20 protein-coding genes are annotated in these 21,208 nt (G+C 70.9%); 10 read left to right on the top strand and 10 right to left on the bottom strand.

Annotated features, from left to right (window positions below):
* Positions 1–11 precede the first annotated feature (11 nt).
* Positions 12–908, bottom strand: a complete 897-nt coding sequence (locus tag KNO15_RS08015; RefSeq protein ID WP_241702943.1) for an aldo/keto reductase — start codon at positions 906–908, stop codon at positions 12–14.
* Between the two features lie 14 nt (positions 909–922).
* Positions 923–1,894, bottom strand: coding sequence for an aldo/keto reductase (locus KNO15_RS08010; protein WP_241703887.1), 972 nt, complete (start codon positions 1,892–1,894; stop codon positions 923–925).
* A 124-nt stretch (positions 1,895–2,018) separates the two neighbouring features.
* Between KNO15_RS08010 and KNO15_RS08005 the strand changes: the two genes are divergently transcribed.
* Positions 2,019–2,648, top strand: coding sequence for an MBL fold metallo-hydrolase (locus KNO15_RS08005; protein ID WP_241702942.1), 630 nt, complete (start codon positions 2,019–2,021; stop codon positions 2,646–2,648).
* 140 nt (positions 2,649–2,788) lie between these two features.
* Positions 2,789–4,978 carry an RNA polymerase recycling motor ATPase HelR gene (gene helR / locus KNO15_RS08000; RefSeq protein WP_241703886.1) on the top strand — a complete coding sequence of 730 codons (2,190 nt, stop codon included), beginning with the start codon at positions 2,789–2,791 and terminating at the stop codon, positions 4,976–4,978.
* Between the two features lie 3 nt (positions 4,979–4,981).
* Here the strand turns inward: helR and KNO15_RS07995 are convergent, their stop codons facing one another.
* From KNO15_RS07995 to KNO15_RS07985, 3 genes are read right to left on the bottom strand one after another with little or no spacing between them, the layout of a single operon-like run.
* Positions 4,982–5,230, bottom strand: coding sequence for a glutaredoxin family protein (locus KNO15_RS07995; protein ID WP_241702941.1), 249 nt, complete (start codon positions 5,228–5,230; stop codon positions 4,982–4,984).
* Positions 5,231–5,239: 9 nt separating this feature from the next.
* The gene (locus KNO15_RS07990) at positions 5,240–5,920 is read right to left on the bottom strand and encodes a nucleoside/nucleotide kinase family protein (protein WP_241702940.1); all 681 of its coding nucleotides are present in this window, start codon (positions 5,918–5,920) and stop codon (positions 5,240–5,242) included.
* Between the two features lie 38 nt (positions 5,921–5,958).
* Positions 5,959–6,789, bottom strand: a complete 831-nt coding sequence (locus KNO15_RS07985) for an amidohydrolase family protein (RefSeq protein ID WP_241702939.1) — start codon at positions 6,787–6,789, stop codon at positions 5,959–5,961.
* Positions 6,790–6,915: 126 nt separating this feature from the next.
* Here KNO15_RS07985 and KNO15_RS07980 point away from each other — a divergent pair, with 126 nt between their 5' ends.
* The 4 genes from KNO15_RS07980 (at position 6,916) to KNO15_RS07965 (ending at position 11,188) form a co-directional block, all read left to right on the top strand.
* Positions 6,916–8,049, top strand: a complete 1,134-nt coding sequence (locus KNO15_RS07980; RefSeq protein ID WP_241702938.1) for a mandelate racemase/muconate lactonizing enzyme family protein — start codon at positions 6,916–6,918, stop codon at positions 8,047–8,049.
* On the top strand, positions 8,046–9,002 hold the full coding sequence (locus tag KNO15_RS07975; protein ID WP_241702937.1) for an aldo/keto reductase: 957 nt from the start codon (positions 8,046–8,048) through the stop codon (positions 9,000–9,002). Before KNO15_RS07980 ends, KNO15_RS07975 begins: the two co-directional genes overlap by 4 nt.
* 56 nt (positions 9,003–9,058) lie before the next feature.
* Complete coding sequence (locus KNO15_RS07970; protein WP_241702936.1) at positions 9,059–9,769, top strand: GntR family transcriptional regulator; 711 nt, start codon at positions 9,059–9,061, stop codon at positions 9,767–9,769.
* 138 nt (positions 9,770–9,907) lie between these two features.
* The gene (locus KNO15_RS07965; protein ID WP_241702935.1) at positions 9,908–11,188 is read left to right on the top strand and encodes an enolase C-terminal domain-like protein; all 1,281 of its coding nucleotides are present in this window, start codon (positions 9,908–9,910) and stop codon (positions 11,186–11,188) included.
* An 81-nt stretch (positions 11,189–11,269) separates the two neighbouring features.
* Here KNO15_RS07965 and KNO15_RS07960 read toward each other — a convergent pair whose 3' ends face one another.
* The 3 genes from KNO15_RS07960 to KNO15_RS07950 form a co-directional block, all read right to left on the bottom strand.
* The gene (locus KNO15_RS07960) at positions 11,270–12,016 is read right to left on the bottom strand and encodes an SDR family NAD(P)-dependent oxidoreductase (protein ID WP_241702934.1); all 747 of its coding nucleotides are present in this window, start codon (positions 12,014–12,016) and stop codon (positions 11,270–11,272) included.
* Positions 12,017–12,061: 45 nt separating this feature from the next.
* Complete coding sequence (locus tag KNO15_RS07955) at positions 12,062–12,913, bottom strand: fumarylacetoacetate hydrolase family protein (RefSeq protein WP_241702933.1); 852 nt, start codon at positions 12,911–12,913, stop codon at positions 12,062–12,064.
* Between the two features lie 156 nt (positions 12,914–13,069).
* Entirely contained in the window at positions 13,070–14,080 is a 1,011-nt protein-coding gene (locus KNO15_RS07950) for a LacI family DNA-binding transcriptional regulator (protein ID WP_241702932.1), read from the bottom strand.
* 116 nt (positions 14,081–14,196) lie between these two features.
* On the opposite strand from KNO15_RS07950, the gene KNO15_RS07945 reads away from it, so the two are divergent.
* Genes KNO15_RS07945 through KNO15_RS07930 form a run of 4 tightly spaced genes read left to right on the top strand, consistent with a single transcriptional unit; the run spans position 14,197 to position 19,240 of the window.
* Positions 14,197–14,556 carry an L-rhamnose mutarotase gene (locus KNO15_RS07945; protein WP_241702931.1) on the top strand — a complete coding sequence of 120 codons (360 nt, stop codon included), beginning with the start codon at positions 14,197–14,199 and terminating at the stop codon, positions 14,554–14,556.
* Positions 14,553–15,716 (top strand): L-rhamnose isomerase, encoded by a 1,164-nt coding sequence (rhaI, locus tag KNO15_RS07940; RefSeq protein WP_241702930.1) that lies wholly within the window; start codon positions 14,553–14,555, stop codon positions 15,714–15,716. The genes KNO15_RS07945 and rhaI overlap by 4 nt, the downstream gene beginning before the upstream one ends.
* Before the next feature lie 54 nt (positions 15,717–15,770).
* Positions 15,771–17,807, top strand: a complete 2,037-nt coding sequence (locus KNO15_RS07935) for a bifunctional aldolase/short-chain dehydrogenase (protein ID WP_241702929.1) — start codon at positions 15,771–15,773, stop codon at positions 17,805–17,807.
* Positions 17,804–19,240, top strand: a complete 1,437-nt coding sequence (locus KNO15_RS07930; RefSeq protein ID WP_241702928.1) for a rhamnulokinase — start codon at positions 17,804–17,806, stop codon at positions 19,238–19,240. Before KNO15_RS07935 ends, KNO15_RS07930 begins: the two co-directional genes overlap by 4 nt.
* A 223-nt stretch (positions 19,241–19,463) precedes the next feature.
* Here KNO15_RS07930 and KNO15_RS07925 read toward each other — a convergent pair whose 3' ends face one another.
* Entirely contained in the window at positions 19,464–20,762 is a 1,299-nt protein-coding gene (locus KNO15_RS07925) for an MFS transporter (protein ID WP_241703885.1), read from the bottom strand.
* 5 nt (positions 20,763–20,767) lie between these two features.
* Positions 20,768–21,196, bottom strand: a complete 429-nt coding sequence (locus tag KNO15_RS07920; RefSeq protein ID WP_241702927.1) for a MarR family winged helix-turn-helix transcriptional regulator — start codon at positions 21,194–21,196, stop codon at positions 20,768–20,770.
* Between the last annotated feature and the right edge of the window lie 12 nt (positions 21,197–21,208).

Here is a 21,208-nt window from a genome sequence, read left to right as displayed (position 1 = left end):
CGCCAACGCCCCTAAAACTCGGTTTTAGGGGCGTTTGCGTGCCCCTCGGTGGAGAGCCGGAGGCGGGCGAGTTCCTCGGGCGTGAGTTCGACATCCACCGCCGTGATCGAGTCCAGGATGGTCTCCCGGCGGGAGGAGCCGGGGATCGGGATGACGTGCGGGCTCTGGGCCAGCTCCCACGCGAGCGCGACCACCTGGGGGGTGATTCCGCGCGCCGACGCGATCTCTGCGAACGGTGCGAACCGGTCGCCGAGGTCACCGGCGCGGCTGATGCCGCCGAGCGGGCTCCACGGCAGGAAGGCGATGCCCAGCTCGTCCGCGAGTCGCAGTTCGGGCTCGCTGGAGCGGAACGCCGGCGAGAACTGGTTCTGCACCGACGCCAGGCGACCGCCGAGAATGCTCTGAGCCTGGCGGATCTGATCCGGGTTCGCGTTGGAGATCCCGGCCAGCCGGATGACACCCTCGTCGAGGAGGTCACGGATCGCGCCGACGGAGTCCTCGTACGCGACAGCGGGGTCGGGCCGGTGGAACTGGTACAGGCCCAGCGCATCCCCGCCGAGGCGTGCCAGGGACGCTTTGGCGGCCTCCTTCAGATACTCCGGGCGACCGTCCACGTACCAGCTGCCGTCGCCGGGGCGCAGGTGGCCGCCCTTGGTGGCGACCAGCACCGTGGAGGCGTCGCCGCTCCAGGTGCGCAGCGCTTCGGCGAACAGCTCCTCGTTGTGGCCGACCTCGTCGGCGTGGAGGTGGTATGCGTCGGCGGTGTCGAGCAGCGTCACACCGGCGTCGAGGGCGGCGTGGAGGGTGTCGATGGAGCGCTTGCGGTCGGGTCGGCCCTCGATCGACATGGGCATGCCGCCCAGGCCGATCGCGGAGACTTCGACATCGCCGATTCTGCGGTTCTTCACTCAGGGTCCTTTCGTTACCAGGCGTAATCCTCGGGCGCCGTCTTGTGGCCCGGGAAGATCTCGTCGAGACGGTCGAGCGCTGCGCCATCCAGGTGGACGTCGAGGGCGCGGATGCCGGCCTCCAACTGCTCGCGGGTGCGGGGTCCGATGATCGGGCCGGTGACGCCCGGGCGGGTGAGCAGCCAGGCGAGCGCGATGTCGCCCGGCTCGTGGCCGAGCTCGGCCGCGAACGATTCGTAGGCCTCGATCGCGTCGCGGTGCGTGGCGAGCGTCTCGGCCGCGCGCCCTTCCAGGCGGCGCCTGCCCTCGTTCTGCTTGCGCAGCACCCCGCCGAGCAGGCCGCCGTGGAGCGGCGACCAGGCGATCACGCCGACACCGTTCGCCCGGGCGGCGGGCAGCACCTCCAGCTCCACCTGCCGGGTGAGGAGGTTGTAGATGGACTGCTCGCTCACGAGCCCGAGGGCGTCACGCTTGCGGGCTTCGGCCTGTGCCGTCGCGATGTGCCAGCCGGCGAAGTTGCTCGAGCCGGCGTAGAGGATCTTGCCCTGGGTGATGGCGACCTCGATCGCCTGCCAGATCTCGTCCCACGGCGTCTCCCTGTCCACGTGGTGGAACTGGTAGATGTCGATGTAGTCGGTCTGCAGCCGCCTCAGGCTGGCGTCGAGCGCGCGGCGGATGTTGAGCGCCGACAGCTTGCCCTCGTTCGGCCAGTCGCCCATCGCGCCGTACAGCTTGGTGGCGAGGACGGTGCGCTCGCGGCGCCCGTCGCCCTTCGCGAACCAGTCGCCGATGATCGACTCGGTCGCGCCGCGGCCCTTGCTGCGTCCGTAGACGTTCGCGGTGTCGAAGTAGTTGATGCCGGCCGCGTGGGCGGCATCCATGATCTCGAAGGAGTCCTCCGACGTGGTCTCCGGCCCGAAGTTCATCGTGCCGAGAACCAGTCGCGACACCGACAAGCCCGATCGCCCCAGGTGGGTGTACTGCATGTCTGTCATGCCGCCAGCCTCCGCCCGGCGCGGCGAGAAGTCCAACAGGAGGTCGTGATGGGATTGTGCGCCGGCGGTGATGGATCGCACGTCAGCAGCGCGTACGCGGGCTAGCATCCCACTCATGCGCGACGTGATCCCCGGGGTCCACCGGCTGACTTCCACCCGCGGCGGCAACGCCTACCTGATCGAGGAGGACGACCGGGCCGTCCTCGTCGACACCGGGTTGCCCTCGAGCGCGGACGCCGTGGTCGAGGAGCTGTCCGCTGCGCGCATCCCGAAGCTCACCGACATCGTGCTCACGCACTACGACCCCGACCATGTCGGGGGTGCGACCGCCGTTCAGCGCGCGACCGACGCCAGAGTCTGGCTGGGCGACCACGACATCCGCATCCTTCGCGGCGACACCGAGGCGCCGACGCGGATGCGTCGCGCGATGTTCCGGTCGGGGTGGCTGGGACGTGCAGAGCTTCCCGAGCTGACCGCGCTGCCGGGCACCACCGGCGTGCAGATCGCTCCAGCGGTCGTGGCGGAGCCGGCGCCGGGCCACACACCCGGCCATCACATCGTGCGCTGGCGCGGGGTCGCCTTCATCGGCGATGCCGCTCTCGTCTCGAAGGGTCGGCTCGTACACTTCCCCGGCTTCCTGATCAGTGACCGCCCAGCCGCCGACGCGACGCTCTCCGCGCTCACTGCCTCGACCCCGCGGCTCGTCTGCCCCGGTCACGGCGCCCCCGCCCGCCTGACCGCGTAGCCCGCGAGTACGCCCGAAATCAGTGAAAAACCGCCGACTACGCGGAAAGTTCGCGTGCTCGGCGGCGTGTGCCTGCAATTCCAGGATATGCGACGGGGCGGGGCTTGCGGCAAGGGGGTGGTGGGGGCGCAGAATCGACGATCGTGACTGCGACCTCCACTGCCTTCGCCCTGCCCGAAAATCTCCGCTTCAAAGGCGATCCCGCCCTCATCGCCCAGGATGAGCAGCACTTCGCCGCCATCGACGAGACCCTCCGCCGGACCATCGCGGAGCTGTCCGATCAGCTCACCGCCGAGTTGCGTGCCCCGGGAGGGCACGGCCAGAAGGCGCTCGACCGCGACACCGAGGTCCGCCGCCTGAGCGCCCGGCTGCGCGCGCTCGGCCGGTTCGGGCGCGACGTCTGCCTCGGGCGCATGGTCCCGGCCGCCCCTGACGGCGGTGCGGCGAGCGAGGAGACGACCTACATCGGGCGCTTCGGGCTCACCGACGGCGACGGTCGCAAGCTGCTCGTCGACTGGAGGTCGCCCGCCGCCGAGCCGTTCTTCGGCGCGACCCTCGGTGACCCGATGGGGCTCGTCAGCCGGCGGCGCTATCGGTGGACCAACGGTCGCGTCACCGACTACTGGGACGAGGCCTTCGCCCCGGATGCGCTGGACGACGCAGCGTCCCGCGCGGCGCTTGACGACCAGTCCGCGTTCATCGCGAGCCTCGGGGCGAGCCGCTCACCGCGGATGCGCGACGTGCTCGCGACCATCCAGGCCGATCAGGACGCCATCATCCGCGATCGCTCCCGCGGCGCGCTCGTCGTGGACGGCGGACCAGGGACGGGCAAGACCGTCGTCGCGCTGCACCGCGCCGCCTATCTGCTGTACGCCGACCCGCGGCTGTCGCGCGGGCACGGCGGCGTGCTGTTCGTGGGACCGAGCCCGGCGTACCTCGCGTACGTGTCCGACGTGCTCCCGAGCCTGGGGGAGGAAGGGGTGCAGCTCTGCACCCTGCGCGACCTGCTCGCCGAAGGCGCGACCGCCGGGACCGAAGCCGACGAGGAGGTCGCCCGCCTCAAGGCGTCGTCGGCGATGGTCGCAGCCGTCGAGCAGGCCGTGCGCCACTACGAGGTGCCGCCCTCGCGCGGGATGGTCGTCGAGACCGAGTGGGCCGACCTCCCGCTCACGCCCGGCGACTGGGCGGACGCGTTCGACGTGGCCGGCGCCGCAACCCCGCACGACGAAGCGCGCGACGAGGTGTGGGAGGAGTTGCTGACGATCCTGGAGACGAAGGCCGGAGACTCCGTCCCGGCGGGCGCCCTGCGCGGTCAGCTCACGCAGAACGCCGCGCTGCGGAGCGCGTTCACCCGGGCCTGGCCGCTCCTCGACCCGGCCGGCGTGCTCGCCGACCTGTTCTCGGTTCCCGCCTACCTGCAGGCGTGCGCACCCGGGCTGACCGCGGAGGAGGTCGCGCTGCTGCAGCGCGACGACCCGCGCGCGTGGACGCTCTCCGACCTCCCGCTGCTCGACGCCGCGCGCCAGCGCATCGGCGACCCGACCGCGAACCGCGTGCGTCGCGAGCGGGAGGCCGTGCTCGCGTTCGAGCGCGAGGGCAGGAACCGTGTGGTCGACGACCTGATCGCGGCCGACGACGGCGAGGGACTCGTGACGATGCTGCGCGGGTCGGACGCGCAGACCTCTCTGATCGACGAGGCGGCGCTCCCCTCGCTCGATCCTGACGTGCTCGCCGGGCCGTTCGCGCACATCGTCGTGGACGAGGCGCAGGAACTCACGGATGCCGAGTGGAGGATGCTGCTGCGGCGCTGTCCGTCGCGCGGCTTCACGATCGTGGGCGACCGGGCGCAGGCGCGGCACGGCTTCACGGAGGCATGGTCGACGAGGCTCGCTGGGGTGGGGATCCCGGACGCGCGGGTCTCGACGTTGAGCATCAACTACCGCACGCCGGAGGAGATCATGACCGAGGCGGAGCCGGTGATCCGGGCGGCCATCCCGGACGCGAACGTGCCGACGTCGGTGCGCACGAGTGGGCTCCCTGTCGTGCACGGGACGCGTGGCGACCTCGCCGCGATCGTCGCCGCGTGGCTCTCCGGCGACCCGGCCGGGATCGGCTGCGTCATCGCGGCCGACGGCGAGACGGATGCCGTGGCGGCGGTCGTCCCGCGCTCCGATCGTGTGCGCGTGCTCACGCCCGCGCAGTCGAAGGGGCTCGAGTTCGACCTGGTCGTGCTGGTCGCCCCCGAGGCCTTCGGTGAGGGGATCGCGGGCGCCGTCGACCACTATGTGGCGATGACGCGATCGACGCGGGAGCTGGTGGTGCTGGGCTAGCAGCTAGAGCGCCAGCGCCGCCTCGAGCTCGGGGTCGGTCGGCTCGACCAGGTGGCGGCCGTCGGGGAACACGATCACGGGGATGTTGGTGCGGCCGCTGATCGCCTGCGCGCGGTCGGCCTCCTCCGGGCGCGCGACGAGGTCGATGTACTCATAGTCGGCGCCGAGACGGTCGAGGAGGGCCTTGGAGCGGATGCAGTCGCGGCACCAGTCGGCGCCGAACATGGTGACGGTTTCGAACGAGTCGGTCATCCCTCCAGCCTAAGCAGCGGCGACTGGGAGTCCGCCGTCCACGATCAGCGTGGCGGTCGTGGCCGTCGGCTCGATGAGGCGGGCGTTGGCGCCGTCCACCTCGATCGCCCACGCCCGGGCCGCCTCCGGGGTGCGGCCGTGCCGGACGTGGCGCTCGATCAGCCTCCGCAGCCGTTCGGCTTCGGGGGTCGCTACGAACCAGCTCTCGGCCAGGAGGCCGGGGATGCGCGCCCACGGCTCGACGGGAGCGAGGAGGTAGTTGCCTTCGACCACCACGAGCCGCACGCCGGGGTCGATCGCGATGCTGCCGGCGACGGGTTCGCCGACGGTCCGGTCGAACGCGGGTGCGTACACGGTGTTGGCGCGATCCGCGCGGGCGCGTTGCAGCAGCGCGAGGAAGCCCCAGCCGTCGAAGGTGTCGATGGCGCCTTTGCGCTCGCGACGGCCCAGGGCCTCCAGGGTCGCATCGGCGAGGTGGAAGCCGTCCATCGGGAGATACGCGGCGACCTCTGCCCCGGCCTCCGCGCCGGCCTCCGCGTTGGCCGCGGCCACGACCGCGCGGGCCAGCGTGGTCTTGCCCGACCCGGGACTGCCGGCGATGCCGACGATCGTCCGCCCCTCCGGCGGCGTGAGGGCGAGCGCGCGGCGAGCGAGGGCGGCCGGGTCGGCCGGCGACGGGTCGGAATCCATTCGACCATTCTCGGCGCAGATCGCCGTCGGGCGGGACCTCAGCCCGTCGGCAACCGGTACGCCCGCTCCGCGGAGTGCGTGAGCACCTCCGCTCGCTCGCTCGCGGACGCCCCGGCGAGCAGCTCCTCCATGACCGTCCAGGTCTCGGCATAGGATCCTGCGAGCGTCGACACCGGCCAGTCGCCGCCGTACAGCACGCGGGACGGCCCGAACACGTCGAGCGCGTGCTCGACGTACGGCCGCAGCCGCGCGGCGCCCGAACCGCCGCCGAGGGTGGTCAGGCCGGAGAGCTTCACGAAGACGTTCGGGCGGCGGGCGAGGTCGGAGAGCAGGCTCGCCCACGGCTCGGCCGACGGGGTGCCGACCGGCGGCGTCCCGAGGTGGTCGACCACGAGCCGCAGCGACGGGAGCTCGTCGGCCAGCGCTACCGCGTGCTCCAGGTGCCGGGGGAGCACCCCGATCACGTCGAAGGCCTGGTCGCGTGCCGCCAGCAGCCCGAGCGACGAGCGCACCTCCTGCCGGCCGAGCCAGTCGGGATCGGGCTCGTCGTGGATCAGATGCCGCACGCCGACGAACGACCGATGCCCCGACCACCCGTCGAGCTGCCGGGAGGCCGTGGCCGGGTCGAGCAGGTCGACCCAGGCGACCACGCCGGCGACCATCGGGGAGGAGACCGCGAACATGGCCGCCGTGTCCTCCACGGAGTTCGCGGCCTGCACGAGGACGACCCGGTCGACGCCCGCCCGCTCGAGCTGCGGCTGCACCTCCGCGAATGCGAACGTGCGGTCGATCGGCGCCAGCGCGTCGGTCAACCACGGGTACGCGACCCGCTCCAGGTCCCAGAGATGGAGGTGGGCGTCGACGGTCATGGTCGGATCCTCCTTCGGAGCACGGGCGGTCGCGGCATCGATTGTGGATCGCGCAGGCTCCCCATATCCTATAGGCAATAGGTTTGCACTGAAAGATCCGCGATCCACATCAAGGAGAGTCCGCCCGTGACGCCCGCGCAGCCCCACCCCGCCCCCGCCACCCGCGCCCTCGACGGCACGATCGTCAGCGCCGAGGCGTGGCTGAGCGATCTCGAGGTCGAGACCGTCCGCACCGACGCCGTGCAGTCCTTCCTCAAGCAGGAGACGATCTTCGTGCGCCTTCGCACCGCGGGTGGCGTGGAGGGTATCGGCTACAGCTACACCATCGGCACGGGAGGGCAGGCCGTGCTCAGCCTGCTGCGCACGTGCCTGCTCGACGTGCTGATCGGGTTGGACGCCCACCGTCCGGAGGCCGTCTGGCGCGCTCTCTTCTCAGCGACGCGAGCGACCACGGTCGGTGCGATCACGTCGCTGGCGCTCGCCGCCGTTGACACCGCCGTGTGGGATGCGCGCTGCACGGCGTCCGGACTCCCGCTGTGGGTGGCTGCGGGCGGGACGCGGCCGAGCATCCCGCTCTACGACACCGAGGGAGGCTGGCTGCACTTCGACACCGACGAACTGGTCGCCCAGGCGGTCGAGTCGCAGCGGCGCGGATTGGGCGGTGTGAAGATCAAGGCCGGCAAGCCCCGCGGTCACGAGGACGCCGAGCGTCTGGCCGCCGTGCGCGCCGCGGTCGGGCCGGGCATGGACATCATGGTCGACGCCAACCAGTCGATGACGGCGGCGGAGGCCATCCGCCGGGCGGCGCTGTTCGAGCCGCTGGACATCTTCTGGTTCGAGGAGCCGCTTCCGGCGGAAGACGTCGCGGGCCATCGCCGGCTGGCCGAGTCGACGACGCTGCCGGTCGCGGTCGGCGAGTCCCTGTACTCGGTCGGGCACTTCCGCGAGTACCTGCAGGCGGGTGCGGCCTCCATCGTGCAGGTCGATGTCGCACGGGTCGGCGGAATCACGCCGTGGCTGAAGGTCGCGCACCTCGCCGAGTCGTTCAACGTCGCGGTAGCGCCGCACTTCCTCATGGAGCTGCACGTGTCGCTCAGTTGCGCGGTGCCGAACGCGCTCTATCTGGAGCACATCCCGCAGCTGCGCGCCGTGACGAAGCGGGAACTGGTCATCCGCGACGGGCACGGGGTCGCGCCGGACGCGCCGGGCCTCGGGATCGACTGGGACTTCGACGCGATCGACGACCGTCGCGTGGCATGATGGCGACCGTGGAGCTGGGGACGATCGGATACGGCGTCGCCGCGCTCGGGAACCTGTACTCCGCTCGCCCGGACGACGTGTGGCCCGCGATCATCCCCGCCGCCTGGGAGGCCGGGATCCGCTACTTCGACGTGGCGCCCCACTACGGGCTGGGGCTGGCGGAGGAGCGGCTCGGCGAGGGCCTGCGGGGTCTGCCGCGTGACGAGTACGTGGTGTCGACCAAGGTCGGCCGGCTGCTGGAGCCCAACCCGGACCACCGGCCGGGCCAGACCGACATCGGCAACCTCTTCGACGTCCCGTCCACGCTGCGGCGCCGGTTCGACTTCTCCCGCGACGGGGTCCTGCGCTCTGTGGAGGACTCGCTGAACCGGCTCGGCCTCGACCGCATCGACATCCTGTTCGTCCACGATCCAGACGACCACGAACGCGAGGCGCTCGATGGCGCCTTCCCGGCCCTGGCCGAGCTGCGGTCGCAGGGGGTGATCCGCGCCTACGGCGCGGGGATGAACCAATCGGCGATGCTGACCCGGTTCGTCCGGGAGACCGACCTCGACCTCGTCATGTGCGCGGGCAGGTACACACTCCTGGACGGCACCGCTGCGACCGACCTGCTTCCGGCGGCGGAGGAGCGCGGGGTGCAGGTGGTGGTGGCGTCGGTGTTCAACTCCGGCATCCTGGCCGGCGACCGCCCGGCCGCCGGGGCGACGTTCGACTACGCCGCGGCCCCGGAGGCCCTGGTCCGACGCGTCGACCGGATCGCCGACATCGCTGCACCGTACGGCGTGACCCTCCCGCAGCTGGCGGTCCAGTTCCCGACCAGGCATCCCGCCGTCTCGACCGTCGTCCTCGGCGCGGACACCCCGGAGCAGATCGTCCGCAACGCGGCACTGGGCAGCCCCGCGGTGCCGGAGGAGCTCTGGGCGGAGCTGCACGCATCGGGTCTGACCCCGTAGTCGATCCTGCATCCTCTTTCCTCTAGCCAGGGGGCTCGCGAGCCTAGGATGTGCACATGAGCATCGAACCCTCCGCCGGCCGGCACGTGCTGCCGGCCCGGCGCGCACTGGCCGACGACGTCTACGACGCTGTGCTCGGGCTGCTCATGGACCAGGTGATCGAGCCGGGCAGCCGTGCCAGCATCGACGGGATCGCGCGTCAGCTCGGCGTCTCCCCGACGCCGGTGCGGGAGGCGCTCGCTCGCCTGGAGTCCGAGGGTCTCGTGGTTAAGAAGCCGCTCAAGGGCTACACCGCTGCTCCCCTGCTCGACAGCGACGGCCTCCGGGAGCTCTTCGAGATGCGGCGACTGCTGGAGCCGTACGCCTCCCGCCACGCGGCGGGCGAGATCGACGCGGAGACGCTCGACCAGCTGGAGCGGCTGTGCGACGACATGCACCGCAGCGGCGAGGCGTCGCAGACCGGCGACGACCGGTTCGAGGACTACAAGGACTTCGCCAACCAGGACGCCGAGTTCCACCGCCTGATCGCGGTGCACTGCGGAAACGGCCTGCTGGCGGACGCGATCGTGCGACTGCGCCCGCACCTGCACCAGTACCGCATCTACTTCACGCACGGTGTCGTCGACGAGACGTCCGGAGAGCACGAGGCGGTGCTGGAGGCGCTGCGGTCCGGGGACGGGGCTCGGGCCGAGAAGGCCATGCTCGATCACATCACCAAGTCGTACAAGCGCATCTCGTCGAGCCTGAAGGCCGCCGAGGCCCGCTAGCTCACGCGAGGCCCGCGATCGCGTTCGTGGTCCTGACGACCTCTTGGGCGTTTTCTCGTGTGCGCACGGGTGCGCACGGGTGTGTGCGGGTGTGTTCGGGCTGGCATCACAATGGCTATATCCAATAGGATGTTGCCTATGAGTATCGTGATCGGCTTCGAGACCCTGGACGTGCGCTTCGAGACGTCGGCGCTCCTCGACGGCTCGGACGCGATGAATCCCGACCCCGACTACTCCGCCGCCTACCTGCGCGTGAGGACCGACGCTCCGGACGGGCTGGAAGGCCACTCCTTCGTCTTCACCATCGGCCGAGGCAACGACGTGCAGGTCGCGGCCATCGAAGCGCTGGCGCAGCGCGTGATCGGCCGTGACGTGGAGGCGATCCTCGGCGACCTCGGCGGCTTCTGGCGCGAGTTCGTCTACGACTCGCAGCTGCGCTGGCTCGGCCCAGAGAAGGGCGTGATGCACATGGCGATCGGAGCGGTGGTCAACGCCTTCTGGGATCTCAAGGCCAAGCGCGCCGGGCTCCCGCTGTGGCAGCTCCTCGCGCGGATGACGCCAGAGGAGCTGGTCGCGCTGGTCGACTTCCGCTACCTCAGTGACGCGCTGACGCCGGAGGACGCTCTCGCGATCCTGCGCGCGGCAGAGCCCGGCCGTGCCGAGCGCGAGGCGGAGCTTCTGGCGACCGGCTATCCCGGTTACACGACGACACCGGGCTGGCTCGGCTACTCCGACGACAAGCTGCGCCGACTGGCACGGGAGGCCGTCGACGAGGGCTTCCTGCAGATCAAACTCAAGGTCGGCGACCGGTTGGAGGACGATCTGCGTCGCCTCCGGATCGCCCGCGACGAGGTCGGCCCCGACATCCGGATCGCCATCGACGCGAACCAGCGCTGGGACCGCGACCAGGCGATCGAGTGGATCCGCGCACTCGAGCCGTTCGAACTCGCCTGGGTCGAGGAGCCCACCAGTCCCGACGACGTGCTCGCCCACGCCGCCATCGCGCGCGCGGTGGCGCCCGTACGCATCGCGACGGGGGAGCACGCGATGAGCCGGGTGCTGTTCAAACAGCTGCTGCAGGCCGACGCCGCGGCGATCGTGCAGATCGACTCGACGCGCGTCGCGGGGGTGAACGAGAACGTCGCCATCCTGCTGCTGGCCGCGAAGTCCGGCATCCCGGTCTGCCCGCACGCGGGCGGTGTGGGGCTGTGCGAGGCGGTGCAGCACTTCTCGATGTTCGACTTCGTCGCGGTCTCCGGCAGCAGGGACGGCCGGATGATCGAGTACACCAAGCACCTCCACGAGCACTTCGTCGCGCCGGTCGAGCTGGTCGGCGGCCGCTACCGTGCTCCGCTGACGCCGGGCGCCGGCATGGAGATGCTCGCCGACTCGCTCTCCCGCCACCGCTACCTCCCCTGACGACGGCCGAGGGGCACGCAAACGCCCCCAAAGCGCGGTTTTAGGGGCGTTTGCGTGCCCTTCGAGGGTGAGCGGGGTGCGTCAGCGGCGCGGGCGGAGGGAGTACATGCCGCCGTCGACGGCGAGGATGACGCCGTTCGTGGAGGTCGAGCGCGGCGACGCGAGGTAGGCGACGGCATCCGCGACCTCCTGCGGCTGCACCAGCCGGCCGCTCGGCTGGCGGGCCTCCAGAGCGGCACGCTCGGCGCCGGGATCGACGGCGGTGTCGAGCAGGCGGCCCACCCACGGGGTGTCTGCGGTTCCGGGTGCGACGGCGTTCACGCGGATGCCGAGCGGGAGGCAGTCGGCTGCGATCGCCAGCGTCATCGCCGAGATGGCGCCCTTGGAGGCCGAGTAGAGCACGCGCTGCGGGAGGCCGGCCCACGCCGCGATGGAGCTGGTGAAGACGATGGCGGGGGAGGGCGACGCCTTCAGGTGCGGCAGGGCGTGCCGGACGGTGCGGGCGGAGCCGATCACGTTGACGTTGAGGACGCGCGTCCACTCTGCGTCGCCGTTGGCCTCCACGTCGCCCTGCGCGCCGATGCCGGCATTGGCGACCACGACGTCGAGGCGGCCGGCGTCGGCGACGACCTGCTCCATCGCCGAGCGAACGCTCTCGTCGTCGCCGATGTCGCAGCGGACGCCGACGTGTGGGGCGGTGACCGCCTCCACGTTCAGGTCGAGCGCGTACACGCGGGCGCCGCCGCTCGCGAGCTCGTCGGCGATGGCCTTGCCCAGGCCGGATGCTCCACCCGTGACCGCGGCCACGAGCCCTTCGAATTCGGACAACGACGTCTCCTTCGCGCTGGTGTGATCTGTTCGTCTTGGCCGGGCTCAGCGCGCGGCGCGAACCGTGCTCGCCTGCTCGCCGAGCCCGTCGATCCCGAGCCGCACCTCGTCGCCGGCGCCGAGGTAGGGGAAGCGCCCGGAGAGCCCGACGCCCTCCGGCGTGCCGGTGTTGATCAGGTCGCCGGGCTCGAGGACGGTGAACTGGCTGAGCCGGTAGACGATCTCGGCGACGCCGAAGATCAGGTCGGAGGTGTTCGAGTCCTGCCGGGGTTCGCCGTCGACGGTCGACCAGATCCGCAGCCCGGACCCGTCGCCGACCTCGGCGGTCGGCACGAGCCACGGACCGAGCGGGTTGAACGTCTCGAAGCTCTTGCCTTTGCTCCACTGCCCGAGCGAGCGCTGGAGCTGGTACTCGCGCTCGGAGACGTCGTTCGCGACGGTGAAACCGGCGATGTGCCGCAGCGCCTCTTCGGGCGAGGAGAGGTAGCGGGCGCGGGTGCCGATGACGGCGGCGAGCTCGACCTCCCAGTCGGTCGTCGTCGAACCCGGCGGGAGCAGGATGTCGTCGTACGGGCCGACCACGGTGTTCGGGTGCTTGTAGAAGACCACGATGTCGCTCGGCGGCTCGGCTCCGGATTCGCGCGCGTGCGCCGCGTAGTTCATCCCGATGCAGACGACCGCCGCGGGGCGCGCGATCGGGGCGCCGACGCGGAGCCCTGTCGGGTCGACCTGCGGCAGCTCACCGGCGAGAGCAGCGGCCTCGGCTCGGGCCAGGCCGTCGGAGGCCAGAAACGCGCCGTCGATGTCCGCGGTCAGCGGGAGCAGGCTCCAGAAGGTCTCGCCGTCGCTGACGACGGGGACCTCCGCGCCGATGGGGCCGAGTCGCAGGAATCGCATGGGGGTCCTTTCGCCGGGGCTTTCAGCCTATTACTATTTCCTATAGGAATCCAATATGACGACGACGAACGGTGCATTTGCGGCAAATGTGCCCTCTGGTGGTGGCGAACGCCACATTTGCGGCAAATGTGCGGGGCGACGGGGTGGCGGCGCGGCTCAGCGCGGTGTCGTGCTCTCTCGAACCACCAGCTCGGGCTGGTAGCGGATGTGCCGCGGCTCCAGCGAGCGGTCGTCCGCCTCCTCGAGGAGGATCTGGACGGCGGTCTCGCCGATGAGCCGGCTCGGCTGGCGCACCGACGTCAGTGGCACGACGGACGCTTCGGCGAAGAGGATGTCGTCGTAGCCGACGAGGGCGATCTGGTCCGGCACGGCGGGCTTGCCGTCGATGAACAGCGACTGCAGGAGGCCGATGGCCAGCAGATCGTTGGCGGCGAAGACGGCATCCGGACGGTCGGCGGGAGCGCGGTCGGCCACGATCCGGCCGATCCTGCGGCCCTCGAAGACGGTGAGCGACTCGCCGAACAGCACCTCCAGCGTGACGCCGGGGTGCTGGTCGACGACCGACCGCGCGCCCGCGAGGCGGTCGCCGACCTGCTGGATGCCAGCGGGGCCGCCCACGAACAGGAGGCGCGTGCGCCCGGTGTCGATGAGGTGCTGCGTGGCCAGTGCGCCTCCGGCGACATCGTCGACCGAGACCGAGCTGAAGCTGCTGTCGCTGCTCTCGCGGTCGACCAGGACGACCGGGATGTCGCGCTCGCGCATCCGGCGCAGGCGCGGGGCCACGTCGCCGACCGGCGAGAGGAGCACGCCGCGCACCCGGAGCTCTTCGAAGAGGTTGAGGTAGCCGGCCTCGCGCTCGCTGCGTTCGTTGCTGTTGCCGATGATGACCTCGTAGCCCGCTTCGGAGGCCGTGTTCTCTGCGGCTGCCGCCATGTCGGTGAAGAACGGGTTCGCGCCGCTGAACGAGATGAGGCCGATGGCCTGGCTGTGCCCGAGGCGGAGTTGACGGGCCGCCTCATTGCGCACGTAGGAGAGCTTCTCCATCGCCAGCTGCACCCGCTCGACGGTCTCGGGCGAGACGATGTCGGGGCGATTGAGCACGTTCGACACGGTTCCCACGGACACCTGAGCCAGCGCTGCGACGTCCTTGACGCTTGCAGAAGCCATGTAGCGATTCCCTCCCGCCAGCCATCGTAATCGACAGGGAGGTGAAAACCTCCGGACGCGTGCTAGGCTTTGAATCGATTCAGGTTGAATCGATTCATTGAGACGAAGAGGTTGACGTGGAACGGGTGTGCTTCACGATGCGGCTGAAGCCGGACCGGGTGGATGAGTACCTGGCCGCGCATCAGGCGGTCTGGCCGGAGATGCTCGACGCCTTGCGCGAGACCGGGTGGTCGAACTACTCGCTCTTCATCGACCGGGACGCCGCCCTGGTCGTCGGCGTCGTGGAGACCGACGACTTCGAGGGGGCGCTCACCGCGATGAACGAGCGCGAGGTCAACGCGCGCTGGCAGGCGACCATGGCCGGCTTCTTCGCCGAGGAGGCCGCGCCCGACTCCACCATGAAACGGCTCACCGAGTACTTCCACCTGCGCGGTGGAGCTCAGGGCGGCGCCACGACGACGAAAGGGAGATCATGACCCTCACCGACGACATCCGCGCGCAGCTGGCGCTGCAGGCGATCGAGCTCCCGAGCTGGGCGTTCGGCAACTCGGGCACGCGCTTCCGCGTGTTCGGCACCCCCGGCACGGCGCGCGACCCGTTCGAGAAGATCTCCGACGCCGCGCAGGTGCACAAGCACACCGGGCTGGCGCCGACGGTCGCGCTGCACATCCCGTGGGACAAGGTCCCGTCGTACTCGGAGCTGCGCAAGCACGCCGAGGACAACGGCGTCGAGCTGGGCACGGTCAACTCGAACACGTTCCAGGACGACGACTACAAGTTCGGGTCGGTCACGCACTGGGACGACCGCATCCGGCAGAAGGCGATCGACCACCACTTCGAGTGCATCGACATCATGAACCAGACCGGGTCGCGCGACCTGAAGATCTGGCTCGCCGACGGGACCAACTACCCGGGCCAGGACTCGATGCGCGCACGGCAGGACCGCCTGGCCGACTCGCTCGCGAAGATCTACGAGCGGATCGGCGAGGGCCAGCGGCTGGTGCTGGAGTACAAGTTCTTCGAGCCGTCGTTCTACCACACGGATGTTCCGGACTGGGGGACCAGCTACGTGCAGACCGCCGCGCTGGGGGAGCGGGCGGTGGTGTGCCTGGACACCGGCCACCACGCGCCGGGCACGAACATCGAGTTCATCGTGATGCAGCTGCTGCGCCTCGGCAAGCTCGGCTCGTTCGACTTCAACAGCCGGTTCTACGCCGACGACGACCTGATCGTGGGCGCGGCCGACCCGTTCCAGCTGTTCCGGATCATCGTCGAGGTCATCCGCGGCGGCGGCTACGCCAACCCGGACGTCGCGTTCATGCTCGACCAGTGCCACAACCTGGAGGCGAAGATCCCGGGCCAGATCCGCTCGGTCCTCAATGTGCAGGAGGCCACGGCCAAGGCGCTGCTGGTCGACAACGAGGCCCTGGCCGCCGCGCAGGCCGCCGGCGACGTGCTCGCCGCCAACGCCGTGTTCATGGACGCGTTCAACACGGACGTGCGCGCCGACCTGGCGGCTTGGCGCGAGTCGCGCGGACTCCCGGCCGACCCGATGGCCGCCTACGCGGCCTCCGGCTACCAGCAGAAGATCGAGACCGAGCGCGCCGGGGGCACCCAGGCCGGCTGGGGCGCGTAACCTCTCATCCCGGTTTCACCCTCGCAGACCACCACGCAGAAGGAAACACGCACAATGACGAATGAGACCGTCGCGGCCCTCTTGGCCCGGTCGAACCGCCTCGGCGCAGATCCGAGGAACACGAACTACGCCGGCGGGAACACGTCCGCCAAGGGCACCGAGACCGACCCGGTGACGGGTGAGCCGGTCGAGCTGCTGTGGGTGAAGGGCTCCGGCGGTGACCTGGGCACGCTCACGGAGCAGGGCCTCGCGGTGCTGCGCCTCGACCGGTTGCGCGCACTCCAGAACGTGTACCCGGGTGTGGGCCGCGAGGACGAGATGGTCGCCGCGTTCGATTACACCCTGCACGGCAAGGGCGGCGCGGCGCCGTCGATCGACACGGCCATGCACGGCCTCGTGGAGGCCGCCCACGTCGACCACCTGCACCCCGACTCCGGCATCGCGATCGCCACCGCCGCCGACGGGGAGGCGCTGACTGCGAAGGTCTTCGGAGGTCGCGTGGTGTGGGTGCCGTGGCGTCGTCCCGGCTTCCAGCTCGGCCTCGACATCGCCGCGATCAAGGCGGCCAACCCGGAGGCGATCGGCACTGTCCTCGGAGGCCACGGCATCACGGCGTGGGGCGACACCTCCGAGGAGGCCGAGGTGAACTCGCTGTGGATCATCCAGACCGCCGCCGACTACATCGAGGCCAACGGCCGCCCGGAGCCGTTCGGCGCGCCGCTGCCCGGGTACGAGCCGCTGCCGGAGGCCGAACGCCGGGCGAAGGCCGCCGCCCTCGCGCCGCACCTGCGAGCCATCGCCTCCACCGACCGCGTCCAGGTCGGCCACTTCACCGACGCGGAGGTCGTGCTCGACTTCCTCGCATCCTCCGAGCACCCGCGCCTGGCCGCGCTCGGCACCTCCTGCCCTGACCACTTCCTCCGCACCAAGGTCAAGCCGCTCGTGCTCGACCTGCCCGCGGACGCGTCCATCGAGGACTCGGTCGCCCGGCTGGAGGAGCTGCACGAGCAGTACCGCACCGACTACCGGGCCTACTACGACCGGCACGCGACGCCCGATTCGCCCGCGATCCGCGGCGCCGACCCGGCGATCGTGCTCATCCCGGGCGTCGGGATGTTCTCCTACGGCAAGGACAAGCAGACCGCACGGGTGGCCGGCGAGTTCTACGTCAACGCCATCAACGTCATGCGCGGCGCCGAGGCGCTCTCCACCTACGCCCCGATCGACGAGGCCGAGAAGTTCCGCATCGAGTACTGGGCGCTGGAGGAGGCCAAGCTGGCCCGCCTCCCGAAGCCGAAGCCGCTCGCGGGCCGGATCGCGCTGGTCACCGGCGCGGCCTCCGGGATCGGCAAAGCCATCGCCACCCGCCTCGCAGCCGAGGGCGCGTGCGTCGTCATCGCCGACCTCGACCGGGAGAAGGCGCAGGCGGCGGCCGCGGAGATCGGGAACAGTGACGTCGCGCTCGGCGTCGCCGCCGACGTGACCGACGAGAAGGCCATCGACCGCGCCATCCAGGATGCCCTGCTCGCGTTCGGAGGCCTCGACCTCGTCGTCAACAACGCCGGGCTGTCCATCTCCAAGCCGCTGCTGGAGACCACGACCGCCGACTGGGACCTCCAACACGACGTCATGGCGAAGGGCTCGTTCCTCGTCTCCCGCGCCGCGGCCAAGGTGCTGATCGACCAGAAGCTCGGCGGCGACATCGTCTACATCTCCTCGAAGAACTCGATCTTCGCCGGCCCCAACAACATCGCCTACTCCGCGACCAAGGCCGACCAGGCCCACCAGGTGCGCCTGCTGGCCGCCGAGCTCGGCGACCACGGCATCCGCGTCAACGGCATCAACCCCGACGGCGTCGTGCGCGGCTCCGGAATCTTCGCCGGCGGCTGGGGAGCCAAACGCGCCGCGGTCTACGGCGTGCCAGAAGAGGAGCTGGGCCAGTACTACGCCCAGCGCACCCTCCTCAAGCGCGAAGTGCTCCCTGAGCACGTCGCCAACGCCGTGTTCGTGCTCTGCAGCAGCGACCTCGACCACACCACCGGACTCCACATCCCCGTCGACGCCGGCGTCTCCGCAGCCTTCCTGCGATGAACACCGACAGCTCGGCCGGTGCGGTCGCCGCCGTCGACCTGGGTGCGACCAGCGGCCGCGTCATGCACGCCCGCGTCGGAGCGAACACGCTCGAGCTCACGGAGGCGGCGCGCTTCCCCAACACGCCCGTGCGGCTGTGGGAGGGGAGCCGCTCCGCCCTGCACTGGGACCTGACCGGTCTGTTCTCGAACGTGCTGGAGGGACTGCGCTCGGTCGCGCGATCGGAGCCGCAGCTCGCGAGCGTCGGGGTGGATGCCTGGGCCGTCGACTACGGCCTGCTGCGCGACGGCCGGCTGCTCGGCGAGCCCTACCACTACCGTGACGAGCGCACCGCGGACGGGGTCGCGCTGGTGCACGCCCGGGTGTCGCCTGCCGAGCTGTACCGCGAGGGCGGCCTCCAGTTCCTCCCGTTCAACTCGCTGTACCAGCTGGCGCACGACCAGGAGACCCGGGTGTCGGAGGCCGCCGACGGCTTCCTGCTCGTCCCCGATCTGATCACCTACTGGTTGAGCGGGCAGACGATCGCCGAGCGCACCAACGCCTCGACGACCGGGCTCCTCACCGCCGACGGGTCGTGGAACGACGCGCTCATCGCGCGGGTGGGGCTGCGGCGCCCACTCTTCGCGCCGCTCGTCGACGCCGGAACGGGCGTCGGCTCGCTGCTGCCGTCGCTCGACCTCCCGTTCGCCGGGTCCGGCCCCTCGGTCACCGCTGTGGGGTCGCATGACACCGCGTCCGCGGTCGTCGCCGTGCCGATGGACGCCTCCCGAGGCGCCTACATCTCCTGCGGAACCTGGGGGCTGGTCGGGGTGGAGCTCTCGGAGCGGGTGGTCGGTGAGGCGGGTCGCGCAGCCAACTTCACGAACGAGGGCGGGGTGGACGGCCGCATCCGCTACCTCCACAACGTGATGGGGCTCTGGCTGCTCAGCGAGTCGATCCGCGAGTGGCAGCGGCGTGGCCTCCAGGTGAGCCTGGAGAGCCTGCTCGCCGAGGCTGCGGCGCTGCCGCGACCGCTGGAGCTGTTCGACGCGGACGACCCGCGCTTCCTGGCGCCCGGCGACCTTCCGTCGCGCATCGCCGACTGGTTCGCGGAACGCGGGCTCCGGGCGCCGGCGAGTCCGGCCGGGATGGTGCGCGTGATCCTAGAAAGCCTTGCCGAGGCCTTCGCCGGCACGGTACGCACCGCAGCCGAGCTGTCCGGAGTGCCGGTGGAGACCGTGCATCTGGTGGGCGGCGGGGCGCGCAACGCACTGCTCTGCCAGGCGACGGCAGACCGCAGCGGGCTGCCGGTGCTGGCCGGTCCCGTGGAGGCGACCGCCCTCGGCAACGTGCTCGTCCAGGCGCGTTCCGCAGGCCTGGTCTCCGGCGACCTGGAGACGCTGCGGGCGCTGGTCGCCCGCAACTACGCTCCGGTGCGGTACGAGCCGCGCTGACGCTCCGGTCGGCAAAGGAGGAGATCCGGGCCGGGCCACGGCGCGGCGGCAGCCAACGGAGGAGATCCGGCACCGGATGCTGCCGATGTCCTCCTTTGCCGATGCCCGCACCGCCGCGCTGTGGTGGCCAACAGAGGAGAACGGGCACGGGATGGGCCGGATGTCCTCCGTTGGCTGCCGGCACGCCGATACCGCGGCCGCATCTCCTCCGTTGGCGACGGGCTCAGCTGGCGCGCGTCGCGGTCGCCTCGGCCTCCTCGAGCTCTTCGCGGGCCTCCTCGCGCGGGCTCAGCACCACGCGGGGGCGCAGTCCGGTGAAGCGCACGCGCATCCCGCGGTACTTCACGAGGTAGAAGACGCCGACGAGGGCTGCGGCGAAGCCGCTCGCCGCGCCGACCCCCATCGCCCAGCGTGGGCCGAACGCGTCGGCGACCCAGCCGACGATCGGCGCGCCGATGGGCGTGCCGCCCATGAAGATCGCCATGTAGATCGCCATCACGCGTCCGCGCAGCAGCGGGTCCGTCGTCATCTGCACGGTGCCGTTCGCCGTGGTCATGAGGGTCTGCGACGAGACGCCGATGATGATGAGCGCCAGCGCGAACAGCCAGTACGTCGGCATGACGGCGGCGATCGCACAGCCCGCGCCGAAGAAGGCCGCGCCGGCGAAGAGCATCGAGACCCGTGGCCGTTCCCGGCGTGCGGCGAGCAGCGCGCCGATCACCGAACCGATCGCCATGATCGACGACAGCAGGCCGTACTCGCCGGCGCCCTGGTGGAACACGCTCACCGACATGGTCGAGATGAAGATCGGGAAGTTGAGACCGAACGTCCCGATCAGGAACACCATGATGAGGATGACGACGATGTCGGGGCGCCGCCGCACGTACCGGAAACCGTCGACCAGGCCGCCGCGCGAGCGCTTGGCGCGCTCGGAGCGGTACAGCTTCTCCTTTCGGAGCGTCAGCAGCGACAGCAGCACGGCACCAAAGGTCGCCGCATTGATGAGGAACACCCAACCGGCGCCGACGGCCGCGACCAGGAGGCCGGCGACGGCCGGGCCGAGCAGTCGGGCGGCGTTGAACGACGCCGAGTTGAGGGCGACGGCGTTCGACAGGTTGGGGCCCGCCACCAGGTCCGACACGAAGGTCTGCCGCGCGGGGGCGTCGAACGCCGCCACCACGCCGAGCGCCAGCGCGAACAAGTAGACGTGCCACAGCTGCACGGCGCCGCTGACGGTCAGGAGGCCGAGGCCGAGTCCGAGCAGTCCCATCAGCCCCTGCGTCAGCATCAGCAGGCGCCGCCGGTCGAGGTGATCGGCGGCCCAGCCCGTCACCGGGAGGAGGAGGAGCTGCGGCGCGAACTGCAACGCCATCACGATGCCGACGGCCGACGCGTTGTTGTGGGTGAGCTGGGTGAGGACGATCCAGTCCTGCGCCGTGCGCTGCATCCAGGTGCCGACGTTGGAGACCAGCGCCCCCGCCGCCCAGATGCGGTAGTTGACGCCGGCGAGCGACCGGAACATCGCGCTCACGAGTCGGCGAGCTCTCGGAGGATCGTGGCGGCCTCGGCGAGGGTCTCGCGCTGCTCGGGCGTCAGTGTGCGCAGCCGCTGGTGCAGCCAGGCGTCTCGGCGTCGCCGTGTCTCGGCGACCAGCCGGAGGCCGGACTCGGTGGGGACCACGACCACCTTGCGCCCGTCGACGGCGTCGGCGGTGCGGCGCACGTACCCGGCCTGCTCGAGGTGGTTGACGGTGCGGTTCATCGAGGGCGGGGTGACCCGCTCGTGCTCGCTCAGCCTCCCGATCGTGCCCGACCCCTCGCGCACGAGGAACGCCAGGGTGGAGGTCTGGGTGTCGCTGAGCTCGTCGTCCTCCTTCTCGGCGCGCAGCCGGCGCGAAAGGCGTGCGACCGCGATGCGCAGCGCGCTGCTGAGGTCGTGTGTCGAGAGCCGTGCCATAGATAGTTAGCC

The organism is Leifsonia shinshuensis, from assembly GCF_022606355.1.
Taxonomy (GTDB): Bacteria; Actinomycetota; Actinomycetes; order Actinomycetales; family Microbacteriaceae; genus Leifsonia; species Leifsonia shinshuensis_B.
Note: the sequence above shows the minus strand (reverse complement) of the source record. Positions and strands in the feature narration are given on the sequence as shown.

Excerpts from the sequence above, each read along its gene's own strand:
- KNO15_RS07975 (WP_241702937.1), top strand. The coding sequence starts at position 8,046 with ATGATGGCGACCGTGGAGCTGGGGACGATCGGATACGGCGTCGCCGCG.
- KNO15_RS07950 (WP_241702932.1), bottom strand. The coding sequence starts at position 14,080 with ATGGCTTCTGCAAGCGTCAAGGACGTCGCAGCGCTGGCTCAGGTGTCC.
- KNO15_RS07985 (WP_241702939.1), bottom strand. The coding sequence starts at position 6,789 with ATGACCGTCGACGCCCACCTCCATCTCTGGGACCTGGAGCGGGTCGCG.
- KNO15_RS07995 (WP_241702941.1), bottom strand. The coding sequence starts at position 5,230 with ATGACCGACTCGTTCGAAACCGTCACCATGTTCGGCGCCGACTGGTGC.
- KNO15_RS07925 (WP_241703885.1), bottom strand. The coding sequence starts at position 20,762 with ATGTTCCGGTCGCTCGCCGGCGTCAACTACCGCATCTGGGCGGCGGGG.
- KNO15_RS07935 (WP_241702929.1), top strand. The coding sequence starts at position 15,771 with ATGACGAATGAGACCGTCGCGGCCCTCTTGGCCCGGTCGAACCGCCTC.
- KNO15_RS08005 (WP_241702942.1), top strand. The coding sequence starts at position 2,019 with ATGCGCGACGTGATCCCCGGGGTCCACCGGCTGACTTCCACCCGCGGC.
- KNO15_RS07965 (WP_241702935.1), top strand. The coding sequence starts at position 9,908 with ATGAGTATCGTGATCGGCTTCGAGACCCTGGACGTGCGCTTCGAGACG.
- KNO15_RS07955 (WP_241702933.1), bottom strand. The coding sequence starts at position 12,913 with ATGCGATTCCTGCGACTCGGCCCCATCGGCGCGGAGGTCCCCGTCGTC.
- KNO15_RS07920 (WP_241702927.1), bottom strand. The coding sequence starts at position 21,196 with ATGGCACGGCTCTCGACACACGACCTCAGCAGCGCGCTGCGCATCGCG.
- KNO15_RS08010 (WP_241703887.1), bottom strand. The coding sequence starts at position 1,894 with ATGCAGTACACCCACCTGGGGCGATCGGGCTTGTCGGTGTCGCGACTG.
- KNO15_RS07990 (WP_241702940.1), bottom strand. The coding sequence starts at position 5,920 with ATGGATTCCGACCCGTCGCCGGCCGACCCGGCCGCCCTCGCTCGCCGC.
- rhaI (WP_241702930.1), top strand. The coding sequence starts at position 14,553 with ATGACCCTCACCGACGACATCCGCGCGCAGCTGGCGCTGCAGGCGATC.
- KNO15_RS07970 (WP_241702936.1), top strand. The coding sequence starts at position 9,059 with ATGAGCATCGAACCCTCCGCCGGCCGGCACGTGCTGCCGGCCCGGCGC.
- KNO15_RS07930 (WP_241702928.1), top strand. The coding sequence starts at position 17,804 with ATGAACACCGACAGCTCGGCCGGTGCGGTCGCCGCCGTCGACCTGGGT.